Consider the following 17,851-nt stretch of genomic DNA (forward strand, 5'->3'; position numbering starts at 1 on the left):
CCGGCCCGGCGCGTGTTCGTCAGGGCGGCGGCGCGCGCTCGACGACGAGCGCCTCGATGCGCGCCGCGAGCGCCTCGATGTCCCCGTCCGTCGTGTGCGGGTTCATGATGACGAGGCGCAGCCACGACTCGCCGCGCAGCGTGGTTCGCGTGATGTAGAAGCTCCCCTCCTCCACGATCTGCCGCCGGACGCGATCCTGCGTCGCCGAGTCGCGGCCGATCCGGAAGCAGAGGATGTTGGCCTGCGGGGCGCCGAAGCACTCGAACGCCGGCCGGCGCGCGAGGAGGCCGTGGAAGCGCCGGGCGGCGTCGAAGAGGCGCTCGACGTGCGCGGACAGGCCGGCCTCGCCGACGAGGGCGAGGTTGAAGAACAGCTTGAGCGACAGCTGCGCCTTCGTGCACTCGAACGTGAGCTTGGACAGATCGACGCCCTGCCGCTCGTCGTCGCCGTGCAGGTACGGCGCGTACTGCTCGTAGGTGCCGGCGAGCGCGGCGGGATCCCTGACGAGGACCGCGCAGGCCAGCGTCGATGTGCCGAGCATCTTGTGCATGTCGCAGACCAGCGAGTCGGCGAGCTCGACGCCGTCGAGCAGGTCCCGGTAGCGCTCGGTGAAGCGCGCCGCCGCGCCGTGGGCGCCGTCGACGTGGAGCCAGAGCCCCTCCCGCCGGCAGAAGGCGCCGATCTCCCGCAGCGGGTCGAAGGCCCCGTTCGGCGTCGCGCCTGCGTTGGCCACCACGGCGAGCACACGCTTGCCCGCCCGCTTCACCTCCTCGTACGCCCGCGAGAGCGCCCGCGGGACGATCCGCAGCGCGTCGTCCACGGCGACCTTCACGACGGCATCGACGCCGAGGCCCATGATGGCGGCGGCGCGCGCGACCGAATAATGCGCCGCCTCCGAGGCGAGCAGGACGAGGCCGGGCGGGACGCCCGCCTTGAAGCTCCCCGGGGCGACGCGCTCCCTGCACGCGAGCAGCGCGCTCAGGTTGCCCAGGCTCCCGCCGTGGGTGATGACGCCGTCGCCCTCGGCGCCCCAGCCGATCTTGCCCCGCATCCAGCGGAGGAGCCCGCGCTCGATCGCGGTCCCGGCAGGCCCCATTTCATAGACGGCCATGCCGTTGTTCAGGACGCCGTGCACGAGGTCGGCGAGCGACGACGACAGCATCGGCACGGCCACCTGGTGGCCGAAGTAGCGGGGATGGTGCAGCCGGTTGCTGTTGTCGAGGACGGTGGCGACGAGGGCGGCGAGATCCGCGCCGCCGTGCGCGACCGTGCGATCGAAGTCGAGCGCGGCGAGGATCTCCTCGATCGATCGCTGCACCAGCACCGGCCCTTCCCGGCGCTGCGCCCTGCGCACGTGATCCGCGAGCAGCGCGCCCAGGCGGGCCGCCTCGCGCTCGAGGAAATCGGGGGAGAGCGCGGTCGTCAGCGCGTCCTTCATCGCGTTCGCGCTCCTCGCCCTCTGCCGGGCGCCTTGTCGCCGCCTCGCCGGCCGCTCAGGAACGCGAACGCCTCGTCGACCTGCTCGTCGGTCATCGCGTGCCCAGCGCGCGGCTTGCCGAGCGACCTCGATGGCCATTTCAGCCCGCGGAGCATCTTCGCGAGCGCCACCTGGTCCTTGTGCGCCGGGTCCTTCCCGCCCCAGCCGACGAACACCGGCGCGCGCAGCTTCGTCTGCGCGCCCGCCCGCTGCAGGTAGCGCGCGCCCGAGCCGCCTGCGAACGCCGCGTAGCCGTCGACCGGCAGCCGCCCGCGCATCGCCAGCGACGTCGCGTAGTACGCGCCGTTCGAGAACCCGAACACGAGCACCCGCTCGAAGCGCGCGCCCGCGCGCCGCTCGAGCTCCGCGTGCGCCGCGTCCCACTCGGCGAGCAGGGCGTCCTCGTGAGCCGTCTGCGCGGCGGAGGCGGTGGGCCAGCACCACCAGTCTTCCATCGAATTTCGCATCGAATTTGGCATCGTCTTTGGACCGATACCGCGCCGGCCGCGCGGCATCATCACGGCGGCCCCGTGCCGGGCGCCGGCCCGCGCCGCGCCCCGCTGCTGCGCCCACTGCCACCCGGAATCGGGCTGGACGACGCCGTGCAGGAAGATCACGAGCACCCGCGGGCCAGGCGCCGGCCTGGCCGGCAGGAAGGCGCACACCTCACCGGGCAGCGACGCGAGCTCGGGCGCACACCAGCGCGCCGCCGCCGGGTCCTGCGGGGATGCGGCCGCGCTCGCCGCGGGCGCCGCCGCAGGGGGCGCGCTCGCCGTGGGTGCTGCTGCGGAAGGAGTGCTCGCCGCGGGCGCGGCCGCAGGGGGCGGCGAGCTGGTCCCGTCGCCGTTGGCCGAGGCGGATGCGCCCGCGGCCAGGAGCGCGGCCAGGGACAGCACCGTCACGAGCGAGCGCATGGGCGCGCAGTACCATGTCCGCGCTTCCGCCGGGAATACCCCTCACCGCCTCTCTTTTGCGTCTTTGCCCCGCGTCCTGGCGTCGAGCGCTCGCCGCCGGCGGTGGGTTCAGCGCGGGCCACGCGGCGTCAGAGCCGCACCTCGATGCCCGCTCCGGACGCGCTCAGCCACGGCGTCACGGAGCCCGCCTTGGTCGTGCTCGGCGCGCGCTCCTTCAGCAGCAGGTAGAGCCCGACGCCCACGGTCGCGACGCCGGCGACGCCGAGGACGTCGCCGGCGATCCCCTTGGCCCGCGCGGCGCCCGCGTCCGCGCCCGTGCTCGAGCGTGCATCGCCTGCCTGTTTCAGGCCCGAGAGCCCGAGGATGGCTCCGCCGGCGAAGAGCGCGCCGCCCGCGCCCAGGACGACGAGCGGGAGCGTCCGGCTCGATGATGCATCGGCAGCGCCGGCCACGGGAGGCAGACCGCCCCCGGCAGCCGAGGCTTGCCTCGTCTCGGTCGTGGCTCGCGCCAGGGCGATCGGGACCTCGACCGAGCTGCCCGCGCCGACGCTGAACCGGGCGACCGCGGCGCGGAACCCCGGAGCGCTCGCCGCAATCTCGTGAGCGCCCGGGTCCAGCTCGATGACCTGCCCAGGGGCCGCGCTCAGCGGCCTCCCGTCCATGGTCAGCGTCAGCCCGCCGATCTCGGCGGGCCTGACGGCGATCGTCGCTCGGCCGATACGCCCCTCGAGCGCTGCGACCGCCTCGCGCGCCGGCACGACGTAGGGAGAGGTCGTCGGCGTCGGCGGCTCGACCAGGAATGCGCGAAAGCTGGCGAGCGCCTCGACGAGGTGCCCGGTCTCCTTCTGCGCGACGCCGAGGCTGTAGCGCGTGAGGGGAGCCGCCTTGATCTGGAGCGATCGGGCATACAGCGCGCGCGCCTCCTCCCAGCGCCCCTGCTTCGCCAGCTTGGCCCCCTGGACGAACAGCACGCGCGCGGACTCCACATCGCCCGCGCCCTGCGCCGACGCGGGAAGCGTGGCTGCGGCCATGAGCAAGGCCGCGGCGAGCGCGACGCCGAGGCGCGCGGAGCGCGGTGCGGGGCGCGCGCTCATGAGCAGTCTCCTCGCCGGCACTTCGTACCAGCGGGGCATCGGTTGCCACAGGCGCCGCAATGAGCGTCGTTGTTCCACAGGTTGGTCTCGCAATGATGCGCCGCGTCCCCGTCGCAATCGGCGTAATGGCCATTGCAGGTCGTCTCGGTGTCTGCACCGCTGCTCGCTGCAGCGCCTCCCGCGCCGCTCCAGCCGCTCGCGCCCTCGCCTCCCGCGCCGCTCCCGCCAGCGCCGCCTCCGCTGCCGTCGCCTCCCGCGCCGCTCCCACCAGCGCCGCTTCCGCTGCCGTCGCCTCCCGCGCCGCTCCCACCAGCGCCGCTTCCGCTGCCGTCGCCTCCGCCGACGCTCGCGCCAGGACCGCTCCCATTGCTCGGGCCAGGGCCGCTCCCGCTGCTGGGGTCAGGGCCGCTCCCGCTGCTGGGGTCAGGGCCGCTCCCGCTGCTGGGGTCAGGGCCGCTCCCGCTGCTGGGGCCAGCGCCACTCCCGCTGCTGGGGCCAGCGCCACTCCCGCTGCTCGGGCCAGCGCCGCTCCCGCTGCTGGGGCCAGCGCCGCTCCCGCTGCTCGGGCCAGCGCCGCTCCCGCTGCTGGGGCCAGCGCCGCTCCCGCTGCTCGGGCCAGCGCCGCTCCCGCTGCTCGCTCCAGCGCCGCTCCCGCTGCTCGCTCCAGCGCCGCTCCCGCTGCTCGCTCCAGCGCCGCTTCCGCTGCTCGCTCCAGCGCCGCTCCCGCTGCTCGCTCCAGCGCCGCTTCCGCTGCTCGCTCCAGCGCCGCTCCCGCTGCTTGTCGCGCTCTCGTCGCCACCGCTGCCCACGGTGGTCCTGCTCGTGCTCGCGCCGCTGCTCCCGATGAGGTCGCCCCCGCCACGCCCGTCGCCGACCTGGTCCTCGACCCCTCCAGCGCCCTTTGTTTCGTCGGCCTTGTCGGACAGCTCCTCGCTGATCAGAGCGGAGCAGCCTCCCGGCCCGAGCGCCGCTGCAGCGAGCGTGACCAGGAGGAGCATCAGATCGCCAGAACCACGAAGGGAGCGGTGCTTCACCCCGGGAGTGCGCATGACCACCTCAGAAGTCGGGCGCCGCCGGCAGCGGCATGGACGTGGAGACAGGCCGCGGACGCGGCGACGCAGCTCGCTGAGCGCGCGGCTCGGCTACCTGAGCGCGCGGCGCGATCCGTTGGCCGGCCGGCTCGGCCACCTGAGCGCGCGGCTCCGCCGGCGCCGGCAAGAGCTCATCCCATGGATCGCTCGGCTCCTCCCACGGATCGCTCTGCTCGTCCCGCTCGGCAGGCGCGCTGTCCGCCGCCGCACCCCTCACGGTCGCCTCGGAAGCAGCCGCGCGTCGCGCGCCGGCATCGGGGGGCGCGACGCCGATGGAGGACGCAGCGGACGCCGTCCCCCGCAGCGCTTCCGACGCGCCCAGCGCGACGGCAGGAGCAGCCGCCATGGCCGCCGGCCGAGCGGTGCCCGCGCTCGCGCTCCCACCCCGCGCGCTCAGCCCCAGGACGACCACCAGAGGCGCGGCGAAGGCGAGGACCCCGGCCACGAGCGCCTTCGGGAGCCACGGCGAGGCCGTGAGCCCGAGCCGAGCTCCGCGCCATGCCTCGGCCATCTTGATGGTGCCGCCCCGGCGCGCGACGGGCGTGGCCGCCGGCGTCGGCAGCGCGCCCGGCGCCTCCCGCGCGCCGGCCGGGCGCTGCGCCGCCATCTCCGCCCCGGAGGCCGCGCCCGCAGGCGCGGCGATCGGAGCCGCCTTCTCCGCCGCGAGCGGCGGCTCGGCCCCTCGCGCGAGCCACTGGTGTGCGAGCGACGTGCCCGCCACGTCCGCCGTCACCCCGCGCTCGACCGCCCAGGCGGCAAGCGCGCGGCCGAGCGCGCGCATGCTGGGCCATCGATCGGCCGGCGATTTGGCCAGCCCGCGCTGGAGGATCGCCCACAGCGCCTCGTCGCCGGCGCCGAGCTCTGTCGTCGGCGCCGGCTCCTTGCTGAAGATCGCCACGATCACCGCGCTCAGCGTCTCCCCGCTGAACGGCCGCCGCCCGGTGATCAGCTCGTACATCACCACGCTGAACGCCCAGACGTCGGTCTGCTCCCCGACGTCCAGCTGGCCGTCGGCCTGCTCCGGCGACATGTACTCGGGGCTGCCGACGATCATCCCTCGCTGCGTGATCGCAGGGCTCGCCGCGTTGGCGAGCTTGGCGATGCCGAAGTCGACGACCTTCGGGACGTGGCCGCCCGCGCCGTCGGGCACGATGAGGATGTTGGCAGGCTTGATGTCGCGATGGACGATGCGCTGCGCGTGGGCCGTCGCGAGCGCACACGCGACCGGCAAGAGCATCTGGACCGCCTGCTCCGCCGGCACCCGGCCCCTCGCCTCCAGCCAGCTCGAGAGCGGCGTGCCCTCGAGCAGCTCCATCACCAGGAACGGCTCGCCCGCGTCGGTCTCGCCGAAATCGAACACGCGCACGATCGCCGGATGGCCGAGCTTCGCCGTCGCGCGCGCCTCCCGGAGCAACCGCTCGGCGGCGTGGCCGTCGAGCTGCTCCTCGTGGAGCACCTTGATCGCCACGTCGACGTCGAGCCAAAGGCTGCGCGCACGCCACACCGTGCCCATGCCCCCCGCGCCCAGCCGGCCCACGATCTGGTACTTGCCCGCGAGGACCTCGCCCACGGCGCGCTCCCTCTGCGGCGATCCACGGACGCTCGACGAGACGCCGCCCGTGCTCTCATCGCCTCTCCCGGCGAGCGCGAGCCATCCGCTCTGGCCGGGGACATGGTGCTCGTCCATCATGGGTCGCCCTCCTGGAAAGCAAGCGGCGAACCAGGAGCCGTCTCCTCACCTCCGCCGGCGCCTGCGCGAACCCCCAGCCCACGTCCTGCCGCGCGCGCAGCGTCCGGCGAGCTCGACGCTCGCCCGCGCGCCCTCGGGACGAGACGACAAGACGAGCACGGATTCCCCTTTCCGGCCGGGAATCGGCCGCGCGCATCGGTCACGCTGGGGCAAATTGCACCAAGGCATTGCGCGGAGGAGCGAGGCGCCCGCCATGATGCTCGGCAACGCCTCGCTCCTGGCCTCATCGATTCGATCCGGGGATCGTCGGATCGATCCCAGCGAGCGCGCGCAGCGCCCGGGGCCGCGCAGCTGCGCTCTCAATCGTGCAGGCGCACCGCGGTCTGTCTCGTCAGGACGGCGGCCGAGTGTCCCGCATGCAGCGTGTACACGCCGGGCTCCACCTGCCATCGGCCTGCCGCCCAGTGCGCGAAGGCCCGCGGCTCGATGGTGACGGCGACGTCGACCGTCTGATCGGGCTCGGCCTCGACGGACGCGAAGCCGGCCAGCCAGAGCGCGGGGCGCTCGATCTCCGAGTCCGGCCGCGACAGGTAGAGCTGGACCACGTGGCGCCCGCGGCGCGTGCCGACGTTCCGCACGCGCACCCGCGCCTCGACCGCCGCGCCGGCGACGACGCTCGGCGCTTCCACGTCGAGGATCTCCCACCGCGTGTAGCCCAGGCCGTGCCCGAACGGGTAGGCCGGGGTGACGCCTGCGCGCGCCCAGGCCCGGTACCCGATGTGCAGGCCCTCGGCATAGACCAGCTTGCCGTTCTCGGGCTTCGTCGAGAGCACGGGCACGTCCTCCGCGCGCGCGGGCCAGGTCGTGGGCAGGCGGCCGCCGGGCTCCACAGCGCCGAGCAGCACGTCGGCGACGGCGGTGCCGAACTCCTGGCCCGGGAACCACGTGAGGAGCACCGCGGCCACCTCGTCGCGCCACGGCGTGGTCACCGGCCCGCCGGAGTTCACCAGCACGATCGTCCGGGGGCTCACGGCCGCGACGGCGCGGATCAGCTCGTCCTGGCGGCCGGGGAGCCCGAGCGTGCTCCGGTCGAAGCCCTCGCTCTCGATCGCCTCGGTGGTGCCGACGACCACGATCGCGACGTCGGCGGAGCGCGCGAGCTCCACGGCGCGCGCGAGCTCCTCCTCGTCGGACAGCGCCGGAACCTCGGCGCCCAGGGAGAACGCCACCGCGAGCGTGCCCACGGGGACGGTGTGCGTCAGGGCGAGATCGATCTCCTGGCCGGCGGCCAGGGACAGCTCGGCCGCCCGCTGCGGCGGGGCGAGCAGGGCCGCGGCGATGTCGTCCTTGTCCGGCAAGACCGCCTCGTCGAAGAGGACCTGCCCGCCGGCGGTGAGGCGGTAGACGCCCACGCCGGCCACGCCGATCCGGTAGAGCCCGGCCTCGGCGGCGCGGAACCGCGCCGTCACCTCGATCGTCGCGGCCTCGTTCGCGCGCTGATCCCCGATGAACGTGAGGCGCCCGACGTCGCGGTGCTCCTCGTGCAGGACGCCGCCCTTCGCGTCGAGGAGCCGCACGTGGACGCCGTGCTGGCCGCTCACGGGGTCGACGACCTGGTCCCCGGCCACCGGCACGAGCCCTTCGTGGATGCGGGTGCCGACGGCGTGGAGCACCTCGGCGCGCCGGCCGAGCGCGGCGCGCAGCCCGTCCAGGGGCGAGACCGCGTAGTGCGGGTGGACGCTGGCGCTGCCGCCGCCCTGGATCCGCCCCGCCGCGGCGCTCGGGCCGATCACGGCGATGCGCCGCAGGCTGGTCGCGTCGAGCGGGAGCGCGTCGCCCTGGTTGCGCACGAGCACCATGCCGGCCGCGGCGGCCTCGCGGGCGAGCGTCCCGGCCGCGGCGCTGGAGAGCGGGGCCGGGGCGGGCGCGGCCGGCGCGACGCCCTCGAGGGCGCCGACCCGGGCGGCGAGGCGCAGCAGGCGGCGGACCTTGTCGTCGATGGCCTTCTCGGGCACCGCGCCGCGGCGGACGGCGGCGACGAGCGCCGCGCCCCAGGGCCCTCCCGGGCCCGGCATGGCGAGGTCCAGCGCCGCGCGCGCCGCGGCCTCGGTGGAGCGGGTCGCGGTCCAGTCGGAGACCACGACGCCGTCGAAGCCCCACTCGTCCTCGAGCGGCGACGCGAGCAGCGCGCTCTCCGTCAGGGTCACCCCGTTGACGGCGTTGTACGAGGCCATCACGAGCCACGCGCCCGCGCCGGTGATCATCCGCTCGAAGGGCGCGAGGTAGAGCTCGCGCAGCGTGCGCTCATCGACCCGGACGTCGACCGTGAACCGCTCGGTCTCCGAGTCGTTGGCGACGTAGTGCTTGGGCGTGGCGCCGACGCCGTGGTCCTGCAGCCCTCGGACGTAGGCGGCGCCGATCCGGCCGGTCAGCAGGGGATCTTCCGAGAAGCACTCGAAGTGCCTGCCGCCGAGCGGGCTGCGATGCAGGTTGACGGTCGGCCCCAGGACGACGTCGACGCCCTTGCGCCGCGCCTCCGACGCCAGCGCGGCGCCGACGCGCTCCAGCAAGGCCTCGTCCCATGTGGCCGCGAGGGCGGTGGAGGAAGGGAGGCACACCGAGGGGTCGCGCTCGTCCCAGCGCTCGCCGCGCACGCCGACCGGGCCATCCGAGACGACCATGCGGCGCAGGCCGATCGCGGGCTCGGGGTGCGTGCTCCAGAAGTCGGCGCCCGTGAGCAGGCGGACCTTCTGCTCGAGCGACAGCGCGGCGAGGGCGTCCGCCACGCGCCGTTCGACGGCCTCGGGCAGGTGATCGGTCTTCTGGGGGCGAGCGGAGTGCGAGTCAGCGACGGCCATGAACCCTCCTGGAAGCGCGGAGGCGCCGTCGAGGCGGCGCCGCGCACGGGACTACCATGGTCGAGGAAACACCAGCTTCACAGGAGAGTCACGGTCGCCGAAAGCTCACGCTCGCCACGAGCCGTGGAAGCTGCCGAGAGGAGCACCGCGCGCGCCTCGGCGGCGCTCCGGCCGGCGCGCGCTCGCGAGCGGGCGGGCGTCGCGGTGGTCGAGGGCGCGCCGCCCGTTGCGCGGGGGTGGGAACGGCGCGATGCTCGCCGTCCCTCGAGCGAGGCCGCTGCCATGAGCCTCTCCACCGTGCTCCGCGTCCTCGGCCGCAAAGACGGCGAGGTCCACAGCGTGTTCCGCGCCGGGTCGCGCGTGTACGGCACCGCGTCCGCGACGTCGGACGAGGATTTCGTCGCCGTCCTCGCGCGGCGCGACGCGCGGCAGGACCTCGCCTTTGCGCCGGGCGTCAACGTCGTCGTCCACGGCCTCGACACCTTTCGCGACGCCATCGCCGAGCACAGCGTCTTCGCGCTCGAGTGCCTGTTCCTGCCGCCCGAGCACCGACTCAAGGAAGGAAGGCCGCCCTTCCCGTTCAAGCTCGACAGGAAGAAGCTCGCCGCGTCGGCCGCGAGCCGCTCCGCGTCCGACTTCAAGAAGGCCGGCGCCCGCTTCGACGACGAGCCGGAGGCCTCGAAGAAGAAGCTCTTCCACGCCCTCCGGGTGCCGCTCTTCGCCGTGCAGATCGCCGAGTCCGGCGTCCTCCACGATTACGGCGCCGCGAACCCGTACTGGCGCGAGATCGTCGCGGACGAGCGCCTCGACTGGGAGGAGTACCGCAGGGCCTACGGCCCGATCCGCGAGGGCCTCTGCGATCGGCTCGCGGCGCTGGCCTCACGGCGGTGACGCGAAGGCCGGCGCCGGCCCCGGGGCGAGGCGCTGGGGCCGGATCTCCTGGTGCATCCAGTGCTCGTCCGTCTGCACGTGCCCGCGCCGCACCCACTTGGCGAGCCGCCGCTGGAACGCCGCGTCCGGGAACTCGCCGGCGGCCCGCACCACCACGCCCTCGCGCGGGCCGCCGAACGCGGAGGGCTCGCGCGCGAGCGCGGTCGTCAGCGCCTCGAGCTCGCGCTCGCCCTCGACGGTGCCCCGGAACAGGACAGGCACCGTGGGGAGCCCGAGATCGTTCGCCTGGGCCACGACCATGTCCCACTCCCAGAAGAGGCCCCGCGCGTCGTCCCGCACGCCGAAGACCAGCGAATACCCCGGGAGCGCCTCGTACTCGATGGAGTGGATCGCATAGCAATACTCGCAGAAGAGCGACATGCCCTCCGAGAGCAGGTGCGCGATGCTCGCGTGCGTGGCCTTCGCGAGGTCGAAGCTCGGGTGGGACGGAGGGCCCGAGTGCGAGCGGGAGAAGACGCTCGCCCGCGTGTACGTGAGGTTGCTCCCGTCGCACTTCTCGGTGATGACGATCTCGACGCCGAGCAACCCCGACACGTCTGCCATCCTCTTGTCGTCGGACGTTCCGCCGGGGGACCACGGCAGGTGGAACGAGCGAGGGTATTTGGCGGACATGGCGGTGCCAGGGTAGCACCGGCGTCCCGGAGCGGACATGCTACGGCCCTCACGCGCGCGGCGCCGAACGCGGAGCCGATCGCGCGCTCGCCAGGGGTCCTCCGTCATGTCCTCCGCGTCGTCGCTCCTCGACCTGCTCACGCCCGATCCGGGGCGTGTCCCCTGGAACGAGCTCCAGGTCTTCGACTGGGTCCGCGCGCTCGAGGCTTGCCCGCAGGACCCGATCCACCACGCCGAGGGCAACGTCTGGATCCACACCCGCATGGTGCTGGAGACGCTCCTCGGGCTGCCCGAGTGGCAGGCGCTGCCGGCCGAGGAGCAGCGCGTCGTGTACCTCGCGTGCCTCCTCCACGACGTGGCGAAGCCGGCGACCACCCGCGAGGACGACGGGCGGATCACGGCGAAGGGCCACTCTCGCGCGGGGGAGCTCCTCGCGCGCCGCCTTCTCTGGGAGCTCGGCGCGCCGTTCGCGCTGCGCGAGCAGGTGTGCGCGCTCGTGCGCTATCACCAGATCCCGTTCTATCTCATCGAGCGCGACGACGCGCGGCGCGTCGCCGCCGAGATCAGCCTCCAGGCCCGCTGCGACCTGCTCGCGCTCGTGGCCGAGGCCGACATCCGAGGGCGCGTCTGCGCGGACATGGGGCGCGTCGTCGACAACATCGAGCTCTTCCGCGAGTTCTGTCGCGAGGAGGGGTGTTACACCGCGCCGCGGTCCTTCGCCTCGTCTCACACGCGCTTCGTGTACTTCCGCTCCGATCCCGCCGGCGGGCGCCACCCGGACGTCGAGGTCTACGACGACACGCGCTCCGAGGTCGTGGTGATGAGCGGGCTCCCGGGCGCCGGGAAGGATACCTATGTTCGCCACCACCTCGCCGACTGGCCGGTCGTCTCCCTGGACGCGCTGCGGAGCGAGCTGGAGATCGATCCGGCGGAGACGCAGGGACAGGTGGTCCAGGCCGCGCGCGAGCGAGCGAAGGAATACCTGCGGCGCGGCGAGCGGTTCGTGTGGAACGCGACGAACCTCTCGCGGCAGCGGCGCGGCCCGCTGCTGCAGATGGCGGCCGACTACGGGGCGAGGATCCGCGTCGTCTACGTGGAGGTGCCTGCATCGACGCTGTTCGCGCAGAACCGGGCGCGAGAGGCGGCGGTGCCGGAGGCGGTCATCCGCCGGATGATCGAGCGCTGGGAGATCCCGGCGAAGACCGAGGCCCACGAGGTGGTGCTGGCTGTGCGCTGACGCCTGACGTCGCCTGCCCTCGTGCCGGAGCCGCCGGATGGAGCGGCACGAGCCGCCCGGCTGCGCCCGCACGCGGCATGGGGTACGCTCCGCCTGGAGCGACGTATGCCCTTCCAGAGCGAGAATTCTTTCATCCCGATTCCCCCGCCCGGCGAGGACGAGCTCCCGTACGACGATGGTGAGCCGATGGAATCCGAGCGCCACCTCGCGCAGATGGCCCTGCTCATCGAGGTGCTGAAGCTGTTCTGGCGCGACCGAGACGACGTGTACGTCGCCGGCAACATGGCCATCTATTTCAGCGAGCTGCAGGCGAAGAAGAACGACTTCCGAGGCCCCGACGTGTTCGTGGTGCTCGACACCAACAGGCGCGAGCGCAAATCCTGGGTCGTCTGGCAGGAGGACGGGAGGACGCCCGACGTGGTGATCGAGCTGCTCTCCGAGAGCACCGAGGCCGTCGATCGCGGCGACAAGATGCGGATCTACGCGAAGCTCCTGCACGTGCCGGAGTACTACCTGTTCGATCCGTTCTCGGGCGTGCTCGAGGCTTATGTGCTCGATCGAGCCACGCGGTCCTACCTGCCGATGCCGCCCGAGACGAACGGCGACGTCGTGAGCGCGTGCCTCGGCCTGCGCCTCGGGGTGCGCCACGGCACGTACCGCGGCCTCGCCGTCGACTGGCTGCGCTGGATCGATGCCCATGGGCGCGTGCTGCAGACCGGCGAAGAGCAGGCTCGCGCCGCCGAAGAGCAGGCTCGCGCCGCCGAAGAGCAGGCTCGCGCCGCCGGCGATGAGGCGAAGCGTCTCGCCGCCCGGCTCGCGGCCTACGAGAAGCAGTTCGGCCCGCTGCCGGGCGGCGACTCGGGCTAGCGGCTCCCCGACCGCCGCCGGACGGGTCAGCCCCAGCCGACCCGCTCGCCCCGCCCGAACCCCGGCGCCAGCATCGCCGCCCACCGCGCCGGGCTCTTGATCCGCTCCCGCGCCATCACCGCGTCCGCCACGAGGAGCCGCTGGAGCCCCTTCTCCCCGCCGAGCAGCTCGCCCGCCTGGCGCCGCGCCGCCGCCGCATAGAGCGGCATGTCCGCCGCGTCGAACCCGGCCGCCGCCGCCTCCAGCTGCGCGATCGCCGCCTCCCTGTCGCCGCGCAGCTCGGCTGCGCCCGCGCGGATCAGCGGCACGAACGGGTCCGACCACGCCGTCTTCTCCCGGGCGAGCGCCGCGGCGTCCCGGAGCGCCGCCTGGATCAGCGGCTCCGGCTCGGGCGCCGCCTCGGCCACGGCGAGCGCCGTGCACGCGCGCTCGACGTGGGCCATCACCCGGCTGTTCTGCATCATCAGCAGCATCGAGCCCTCGATCCTCGGCCAGGCGTCCGTGAGGCGCTTCATCGCGGCGCCGGCGCGGCCCGCGTACCGGTCGACGTAGGTCTCGCCGAGCAGCCCGACGAAATGCTCGAGGTGGAACCCCGACGTCGTCCACCTCGACAGCGCCCCCGCGATCGCCCCGCGCGCGCCCGCCACGTCGTCCGACGCGAGCGCCACCCACGTCGCCTGCGCGCTGAAGATCGCCACCGCGTAGAGATCCCCCCGCTGCTCGGCGGCGCGGAGCACCGCCGGCGTCGTCCGCGCGAGCGCGTCGATCTGCCCGCGGTAGTACCGCGCCCACGACGCCATCAGCTGCGTCGTCGCGAGCTCCCAGGACACGCCGGCGCAGCGGTCGCGCAGGAGCTCGTCGGCGATCTCGTACCACGCGGACGCCGCCTTCCAGCGCCCGGCCGTGAACGCCTCGAGCATGCCCGACACCATCATCGACAGGCCGAGCAGGTGCGGGCTGTCGAGCCGCTCCGAGAGCGCCCGCACCGCGGCGACGAGCTCCTCCGCGCGCGCCCGGCCCGGCGCCCCCATCATGCACGCGGACGAGGCCTCGAACGCGAGCGCGCGGCCGACGCGGTACGGCTCGCCGGCCCGCAGCGCGAGCAGCAGGGCGCGCGCCGAGAACTCGGCGGAGCGGACCATGTCGACGCCGGACAGCCCCACCGTCACCGTCCAGCAGGCGTCGATGCGCGCGAGGTCCTCCGGCCGCACCTCCGCCTCGGACCGCTCGCGGAACCGGAGGCCCCTGAGGCGCAGCTCCGCCCGGTGCAGGAGCAGCGCCACCAGCGCGCGCCGCGGCGTCTCCGGGAACGACAGGCCGACCGCCCGGAGGACGGCGCGGACGAGCTCGATCCCCTCGTCGATGTGCCCGCTCCGCAGGTACTGCTCCGCGGCCCGCCGGCGGAGCTCGAGCGAGAGCGCGCCGCCCGCCCCCTCCGCCGCCGCCGCGTAGATCCTCGCCGCCTCGGCGCTCTTGCCCGCGTTGACCAGGGCGTCGGCGCACCGCACGCCGAGCGCGCGCCGCTCGGCCTCGGGGACATCCGCCTCGCGCGAGCGCAGGCCGAGCGCGAGCTCGTAGAGCCGCGCCGAGCGCTCGAACGCGAGCGCCTCCGCCGCCTCCTCGGCCGCGCGCTCGGCGAGCCGCCCCGCCCGCGCCGCGTCCCCCGCGCCCAGCCAGTGCCGCGAGAGCGCCTCCGCGTCCGCCGTCCCCAGCGCCTCGAGCGCCCGCCCTAGCCGCCGGTGCCGCGCCGCGAGCTGCACAGGGCCGAGCCGGCCGACCACGGCCGCGCGCACCCTGTCGTGCGACGCCTCGACGAGCTCGCCCTCGCCGGCGCGCCGCGCGGCGATCAGGTCCTCCATGAGCAGCAGCGTCATCGCCGGGGCGCGCTCGTCGTCGCGGAGCTTCGCCGCCCGCGCCACGACCGCCGCGTCGATCGGCTCCCCGGCGACAGCGATCACCTCCAGCAGCCGGAGCGCCTGCTCCGGCAGGCGGCGGAGCCGCGCGTCGAGCGCCCTGCCCCACGCAGAGTCGCCCCGGGCGCCGTCCTCGCCCGAGAGCTCCTGCGCGTCGCGGGCGAGCTCGCCGAGCAGCCGCGGGTTGCCCCGCGAGGCGCGGGCGATCGCGTCCGCCCGCGCGCGGGTCACGTCGTCGCGCGCGAAGAGGAGCGCGAGCGAGAGCTCCTCGGCCTCGAGCGGCGAGAGCGGGCCGACCGCGATCTCGCGCAGCTCGCCGTCCCGGCGCGCCGACTCGATCCGCCCCCGCGCGCCGGCGGCCTCGGCCTCGGCGTCCCGGCGCTCGAGGCCCATCCCGTCGAGCAGCGCGCGGAGCGGCGCGCTCGTGGCGACGTCCTCGTCCCGGAAGCTGCCGAGGAACATCATCGCGGGCGCGTCGGGAGGCCGCGTGAGCTCGAGCAGGAGCGCCACGCTGTCGATGTCGCTCCACTGCAGGTCCTCGATCGCCACGACGAGCGGGCTGCGCTCGGCGATCCGCCAGAGCAGCTGGCGGAGCGCGGCGAAGCTGCGCTGCCGCAGCTCCTGCGCGTCGGGCGACTCGCTCGCGCGCGGCGCCGACGCGACGGCCTGCACGCGCGAGAGCACCGGGAACACCCGGGCGAGCGCGCGGACGTCGCGCGGCAGGAGGCGCTCCACCTCGTCGTCCGAGACCCGCCGGAGGAAGCGGCTCAGCGCCTCCATCACGCCCCCGAACGCCTTGTAGGACTCGGCCGCCCCGAGCGCGCAGCGCCCCCGCAGGACGACCGGCCCCTTGTCGCGGCGGAGCCCCATCAAGAAGTGGTGGATGAGCGCGCTCTTTCCCATGCCCGCGGCGCCGTGAACGAGCACGGCGACGGGCCGCTCCAGCACGAGGGCCTCGGCGGCGCGCTGGAGCGCCCGCAGGTGCGGGCGGCGGCCGATGAAGTGCTCGATCGTCGGCGGCGCGGGCGGGAACAGCGCGCTCGCAGGCGCGGCCTCGGCGCTCGCAGGCGCGGCCTCGGCGCTCCCCGGCGCGGGCTCCGCGCCCTCCAGCGGGGGCTCGGCGCCCTCAGGGTCCTGCCGCTCCGCGCCCTCCACGCCGCGCCACCGTCACTTCTTGCTCAGGAACGCATCCATCGCACGCCGGTGCTCCGGGCCGTTCCACTGCTCGGCGAACGCCCGCCGCTCGACCTCGGCGGCGGAGGCGCGCAGCGCCTCGCGCACCTTGTGCAGGGACCGCTTCATGGCCGCGACCGACGCGCGCGGGCCCTCGGCGATGCGGCCGACCTGCGCGATCGCCCGGCTCCGCGCCGCGCCGGTGGGGACGATCTCGCTCACGAGGCCGACGCGGAGCGCCTCGGCGGCGTCGATCCTCTCCGCCGTCAGGAGCAGCCGCGCCGCCGCGAGCGGCCCCACCCGCTCGCAGAGCCGCGTCAGCCCGCCCCAGGCCGGGGACAGGCCCATCTTGACGTGCCGGAACGAGAGCGCGGCGTGCTCCTCGACGACGACGAAATCGCAGAGCAGCAAGAGCTCGCAGCCGCCGCCCAGCGCGTCGCCCTGCACGGCGGCGACGATCGGCACCTCGCTCTCCTCGAAGGCCGCGAGGCCCTCGAACAGCCGGAGGACCTCGCCCCCGTCCGCGCCGCCGGCAGCGAGCGCGTGGAGCTCGCGGATGTCGCCGCCCGCCACGAAGACGTCGCTGCTCGTCGCGGTGAGCACGACGCCGCGCACGCGCGGGTCGGCGCTGGCGCGCCGGATCGCCTCGCCGAGGCGGCCCGCGAAGTCGCTGTCGATGGCGTTCCTGCGCTCGGGACGATCGATGGTCAGGACGACCGCATCGCCGGCCGCCTCGACCCGCAAGGTCACGAGAGGGCCCTCCGCGCGCCCCTCCCGCCGGTGAGCGCCGCGGCCTTCCGGCGGCTCGCGCCCGCCCCGTTCTCGGCCGCCGCGCGGCTGAGCCGCCGCGGCGCCGGCATGCGCTCGTCGTGGATCACCTCGGCGATCCGCGCCTCGAGCGTGCGGCGGCTGAGGCCGCGCTGCTCCGCCGCGTACCGCTCGGCGTAGCTGATGATCGCGCCCGCGACGTCGACGCCGCTCGCGCGCTCGATCCCCTCCAGGCCGGGCGAGCTGTTGATCTCGAGGATCTTGGGCCCGGAGCGCGCCTCGAGCATGTCGACGCCGGCGACCTCGAGGCCCATCGCCTTCGCGGCGCGGATCGCGACGCTGCGGTAGGCGCGCGGCAGCTTCACGCGATCGCCCTTGCCGCCGCGGTGGAGGTTCGAGCGGAACTCCCCCGGCTTGGCGACGCGGCGCATCGAGGCGACCACGCGGCCGCCGACGACGATGACCCGGATGTCGCGCCCCTTCGACTCGCGCACGTACTCCTGGAGCACGATGTCCTGGCCCATGGCCCAGAACGTCTCGAGCAGCGCGTGCACGGCGTGGGGCGTCTCGGCGAGCATGGTGCCGATGCCCTGGGTCCCCTGCTGGAGCTTCACGATCGCGGGGCAGCCGCCGACGAGCGAGAGCGCCGCCTCGACGCCGGCCGGGCTCCGGGCGCACACGGTGATCGGCACGTTGAGCTTGCGGCGCGTGAGCAGCTGGAGCGCGCGCAGCTTGTCGCGGCTCCTCGCGATCGAGACGGCGCCGTTCAGGACGGGGACGCCCATGAGATCGAACTGACGGACGACGGCGAGGCCGTAGTTCGTGATGCTGGCGCCGATGCGCGGGATCACGATGTCGAAGCGGGGCACCGCCGAACCACCGACGAGCAACGACGGGCGGCCACGCGACACGACGATCTGGAAATCGAGCGGATCGATGACGCTGACGTCGTGACCACGCGCGCGCCCCGCGAGCACGATCCGGCTCGTCGAATAGAGGGACGCGTTGCGGGACAGGACGAGGAGTCGCATGTGGCCCGGAGGCTAGCAGAGCCGGCAGACTGCGTGGATGGATGCGCGTGCCGATTCATTTTTCGCTCTTCGGCGGTTCTTCTTCCGCTCGTTCCGCTCGCGCCGCTCGCGCCGCGCCCCGCACGGTCGCGCGCCGCGCCATCGGCCCTCGTTTTCCATGGGGCTCCGCGCGGTC

13 protein-coding genes are annotated in these 17,851 nt (G+C 74.6%); 3 read left to right on the plus strand and 10 right to left on the minus strand.

The genetic code is table 11. The annotated features are described in order from the left end of the window. Positions 1-19 precede the first annotated feature (19 nt). From WMF12_RS35820 to WMF12_RS35845, 6 genes are all read right to left on the minus strand, one after another. Positions 20-1,438 (minus strand): pyridoxal phosphate-dependent decarboxylase family protein, encoded by a 1,419-nt coding sequence (locus WMF12_RS35820; protein WP_437852474.1) that lies wholly within the window; start codon positions 1,436-1,438, stop codon positions 20-22. Further along, positions 1,435-2,391: an alpha/beta hydrolase gene (locus WMF12_RS35825; RefSeq protein ID WP_437852475.1), complete on the minus strand. Its 957-nt coding sequence runs from the start codon at positions 2,389-2,391 to the stop codon at positions 1,435-1,437. The genes WMF12_RS35820 and WMF12_RS35825 overlap by 4 nt, the downstream gene beginning before the upstream one ends. Positions 2,392-2,519: 128 nt before the next feature. Beyond that, positions 2,520-3,485: a PEGA domain-containing protein gene (locus WMF12_RS35830; protein WP_437852476.1), complete on the minus strand. Its 966-nt coding sequence runs from the start codon at positions 3,483-3,485 to the stop codon at positions 2,520-2,522. Next, entirely contained in the window at positions 3,482-4,534 is a 1,053-nt protein-coding gene (locus WMF12_RS35835; protein WP_437852477.1) for a hypothetical protein, read from the minus strand. Before WMF12_RS35835 ends, WMF12_RS35830 begins: the two co-directional genes overlap by 4 nt. Before the next feature lie 7 nt (positions 4,535-4,541). After that, entirely contained in the window at positions 4,542-6,266 is a 1,725-nt protein-coding gene (locus WMF12_RS35840) for a protein kinase domain-containing protein (RefSeq protein ID WP_437852478.1), read from the minus strand. A 359-nt stretch (positions 6,267-6,625) separates the two neighbouring features. Continuing rightward, positions 6,626-9,124 (minus strand): beta-glucosidase, encoded by a 2,499-nt coding sequence (locus tag WMF12_RS35845; RefSeq protein ID WP_437741202.1) that lies wholly within the window; start codon positions 9,122-9,124, stop codon positions 6,626-6,628. Between the two features lie 282 nt (positions 9,125-9,406). Here WMF12_RS35845 and WMF12_RS35850 point away from each other — a divergent pair, with 282 nt between their 5' ends. After that, positions 9,407-10,015 (plus strand): hypothetical protein, encoded by a 609-nt coding sequence (locus WMF12_RS35850; RefSeq protein ID WP_437741203.1) that lies wholly within the window; start codon positions 9,407-9,409, stop codon positions 10,013-10,015. Here the strand turns inward: WMF12_RS35850 and WMF12_RS35855 are convergent. Then, a complete protein-coding gene (locus WMF12_RS35855) occupies positions 10,004-10,687 on the minus strand; it encodes an RNA ligase family protein (protein ID WP_437741204.1) in 684 nt (227 codons plus the stop codon). The two genes, WMF12_RS35850 and WMF12_RS35855, sit on opposite strands and share 12 nt — an antisense overlap. 106 nt (positions 10,688-10,793) lie before the next feature. Here WMF12_RS35855 and WMF12_RS35860 point away from each other — a divergent pair, with 106 nt between their 5' ends. After that, positions 10,794-11,924, plus strand: a complete 1,131-nt coding sequence (locus WMF12_RS35860; RefSeq protein WP_437741205.1) for an AAA family ATPase — start codon at positions 10,794-10,796, stop codon at positions 11,922-11,924. A gap of 105 nt (positions 11,925-12,029) precedes the next feature. Then, on the plus strand, positions 12,030-12,791 hold the full coding sequence (locus tag WMF12_RS35865) for a Uma2 family endonuclease (protein WP_437741206.1): 762 nt from the start codon (positions 12,030-12,032) through the stop codon (positions 12,789-12,791). A gap of 26 nt (positions 12,792-12,817) precedes the next feature. Here WMF12_RS35865 and WMF12_RS35870 read toward each other — a convergent pair whose 3' ends face one another. Genes WMF12_RS35870 through WMF12_RS35880 form a run of 3 tightly spaced genes read right to left on the minus strand, consistent with a single transcriptional unit; the run spans position 12,818 to position 17,676 of the window. Then, positions 12,818-15,859, minus strand: coding sequence for an ATP-binding protein (locus WMF12_RS35870; RefSeq protein WP_437852479.1), 3,042 nt, complete (start codon positions 15,857-15,859; stop codon positions 12,818-12,820). A gap of 12 nt (positions 15,860-15,871) precedes the next feature. Continuing rightward, on the minus strand, positions 15,872-16,627 hold the full coding sequence (locus WMF12_RS35875; protein ID WP_437852480.1) for an enoyl-CoA hydratase/isomerase family protein: 756 nt from the start codon (positions 16,625-16,627) through the stop codon (positions 15,872-15,874). Next, positions 16,624-17,676, minus strand: coding sequence for a RimK family alpha-L-glutamate ligase (locus WMF12_RS35880; protein WP_437294676.1), 1,053 nt, complete (start codon positions 17,674-17,676; stop codon positions 16,624-16,626). Before WMF12_RS35880 ends, WMF12_RS35875 begins: the two co-directional genes overlap by 4 nt. Positions 17,677-17,851 lie beyond the last annotated feature (175 nt).

Origin of the sequence: Sorangium sp. So ce363 (assembly GCF_051520435.1) — a bacterium.
Lineage (GTDB): Bacteria > Myxococcota_A > Polyangia > Polyangiales > Polyangiaceae > Sorangium > Sorangium cellulosum_B.

Excerpts from the sequence above, each read along its gene's own strand:
- WMF12_RS35860 (WP_437741205.1), top strand. The coding sequence starts at position 10,794 with ATGTCCTCCGCGTCGTCGCTCCTCGACCTGCTCACGCCCGATCCGGGG.
- WMF12_RS35865 (WP_437741206.1), top strand. The coding sequence starts at position 12,030 with ATGCCCTTCCAGAGCGAGAATTCTTTCATCCCGATTCCCCCGCCCGGC.
- WMF12_RS35880 (WP_437294676.1), bottom strand. The coding sequence starts at position 17,676 with ATGCGACTCCTCGTCCTGTCCCGCAACGCGTCCCTCTATTCGACGAGC.
- WMF12_RS35855 (WP_437741204.1), bottom strand. The coding sequence starts at position 10,687 with ATGTCCGCCAAATACCCTCGCTCGTTCCACCTGCCGTGGTCCCCCGGC.
- WMF12_RS35835 (WP_437852477.1), bottom strand. The coding sequence starts at position 4,534 with ATGCGCACTCCCGGGGTGAAGCACCGCTCCCTTCGTGGTTCTGGCGAT.
- WMF12_RS35840 (WP_437852478.1), bottom strand. The coding sequence starts at position 6,266 with ATGATGGACGAGCACCATGTCCCCGGCCAGAGCGGATGGCTCGCGCTC.
- WMF12_RS35850 (WP_437741203.1), top strand. The coding sequence starts at position 9,407 with ATGAGCCTCTCCACCGTGCTCCGCGTCCTCGGCCGCAAAGACGGCGAG.
- WMF12_RS35830 (WP_437852476.1), bottom strand. The coding sequence starts at position 3,485 with ATGAGCGCGCGCCCCGCACCGCGCTCCGCGCGCCTCGGCGTCGCGCTC.
- WMF12_RS35825 (WP_437852475.1), bottom strand. The coding sequence starts at position 2,391 with ATGCGCTCGCTCGTGACGGTGCTGTCCCTGGCCGCGCTCCTGGCCGCG.
- WMF12_RS35845 (WP_437741202.1), bottom strand. The coding sequence starts at position 9,124 with ATGGCCGTCGCTGACTCGCACTCCGCTCGCCCCCAGAAGACCGATCAC.
- WMF12_RS35820 (WP_437852474.1), bottom strand. The coding sequence starts at position 1,438 with ATGAAGGACGCGCTGACGACCGCGCTCTCCCCCGATTTCCTCGAGCGC.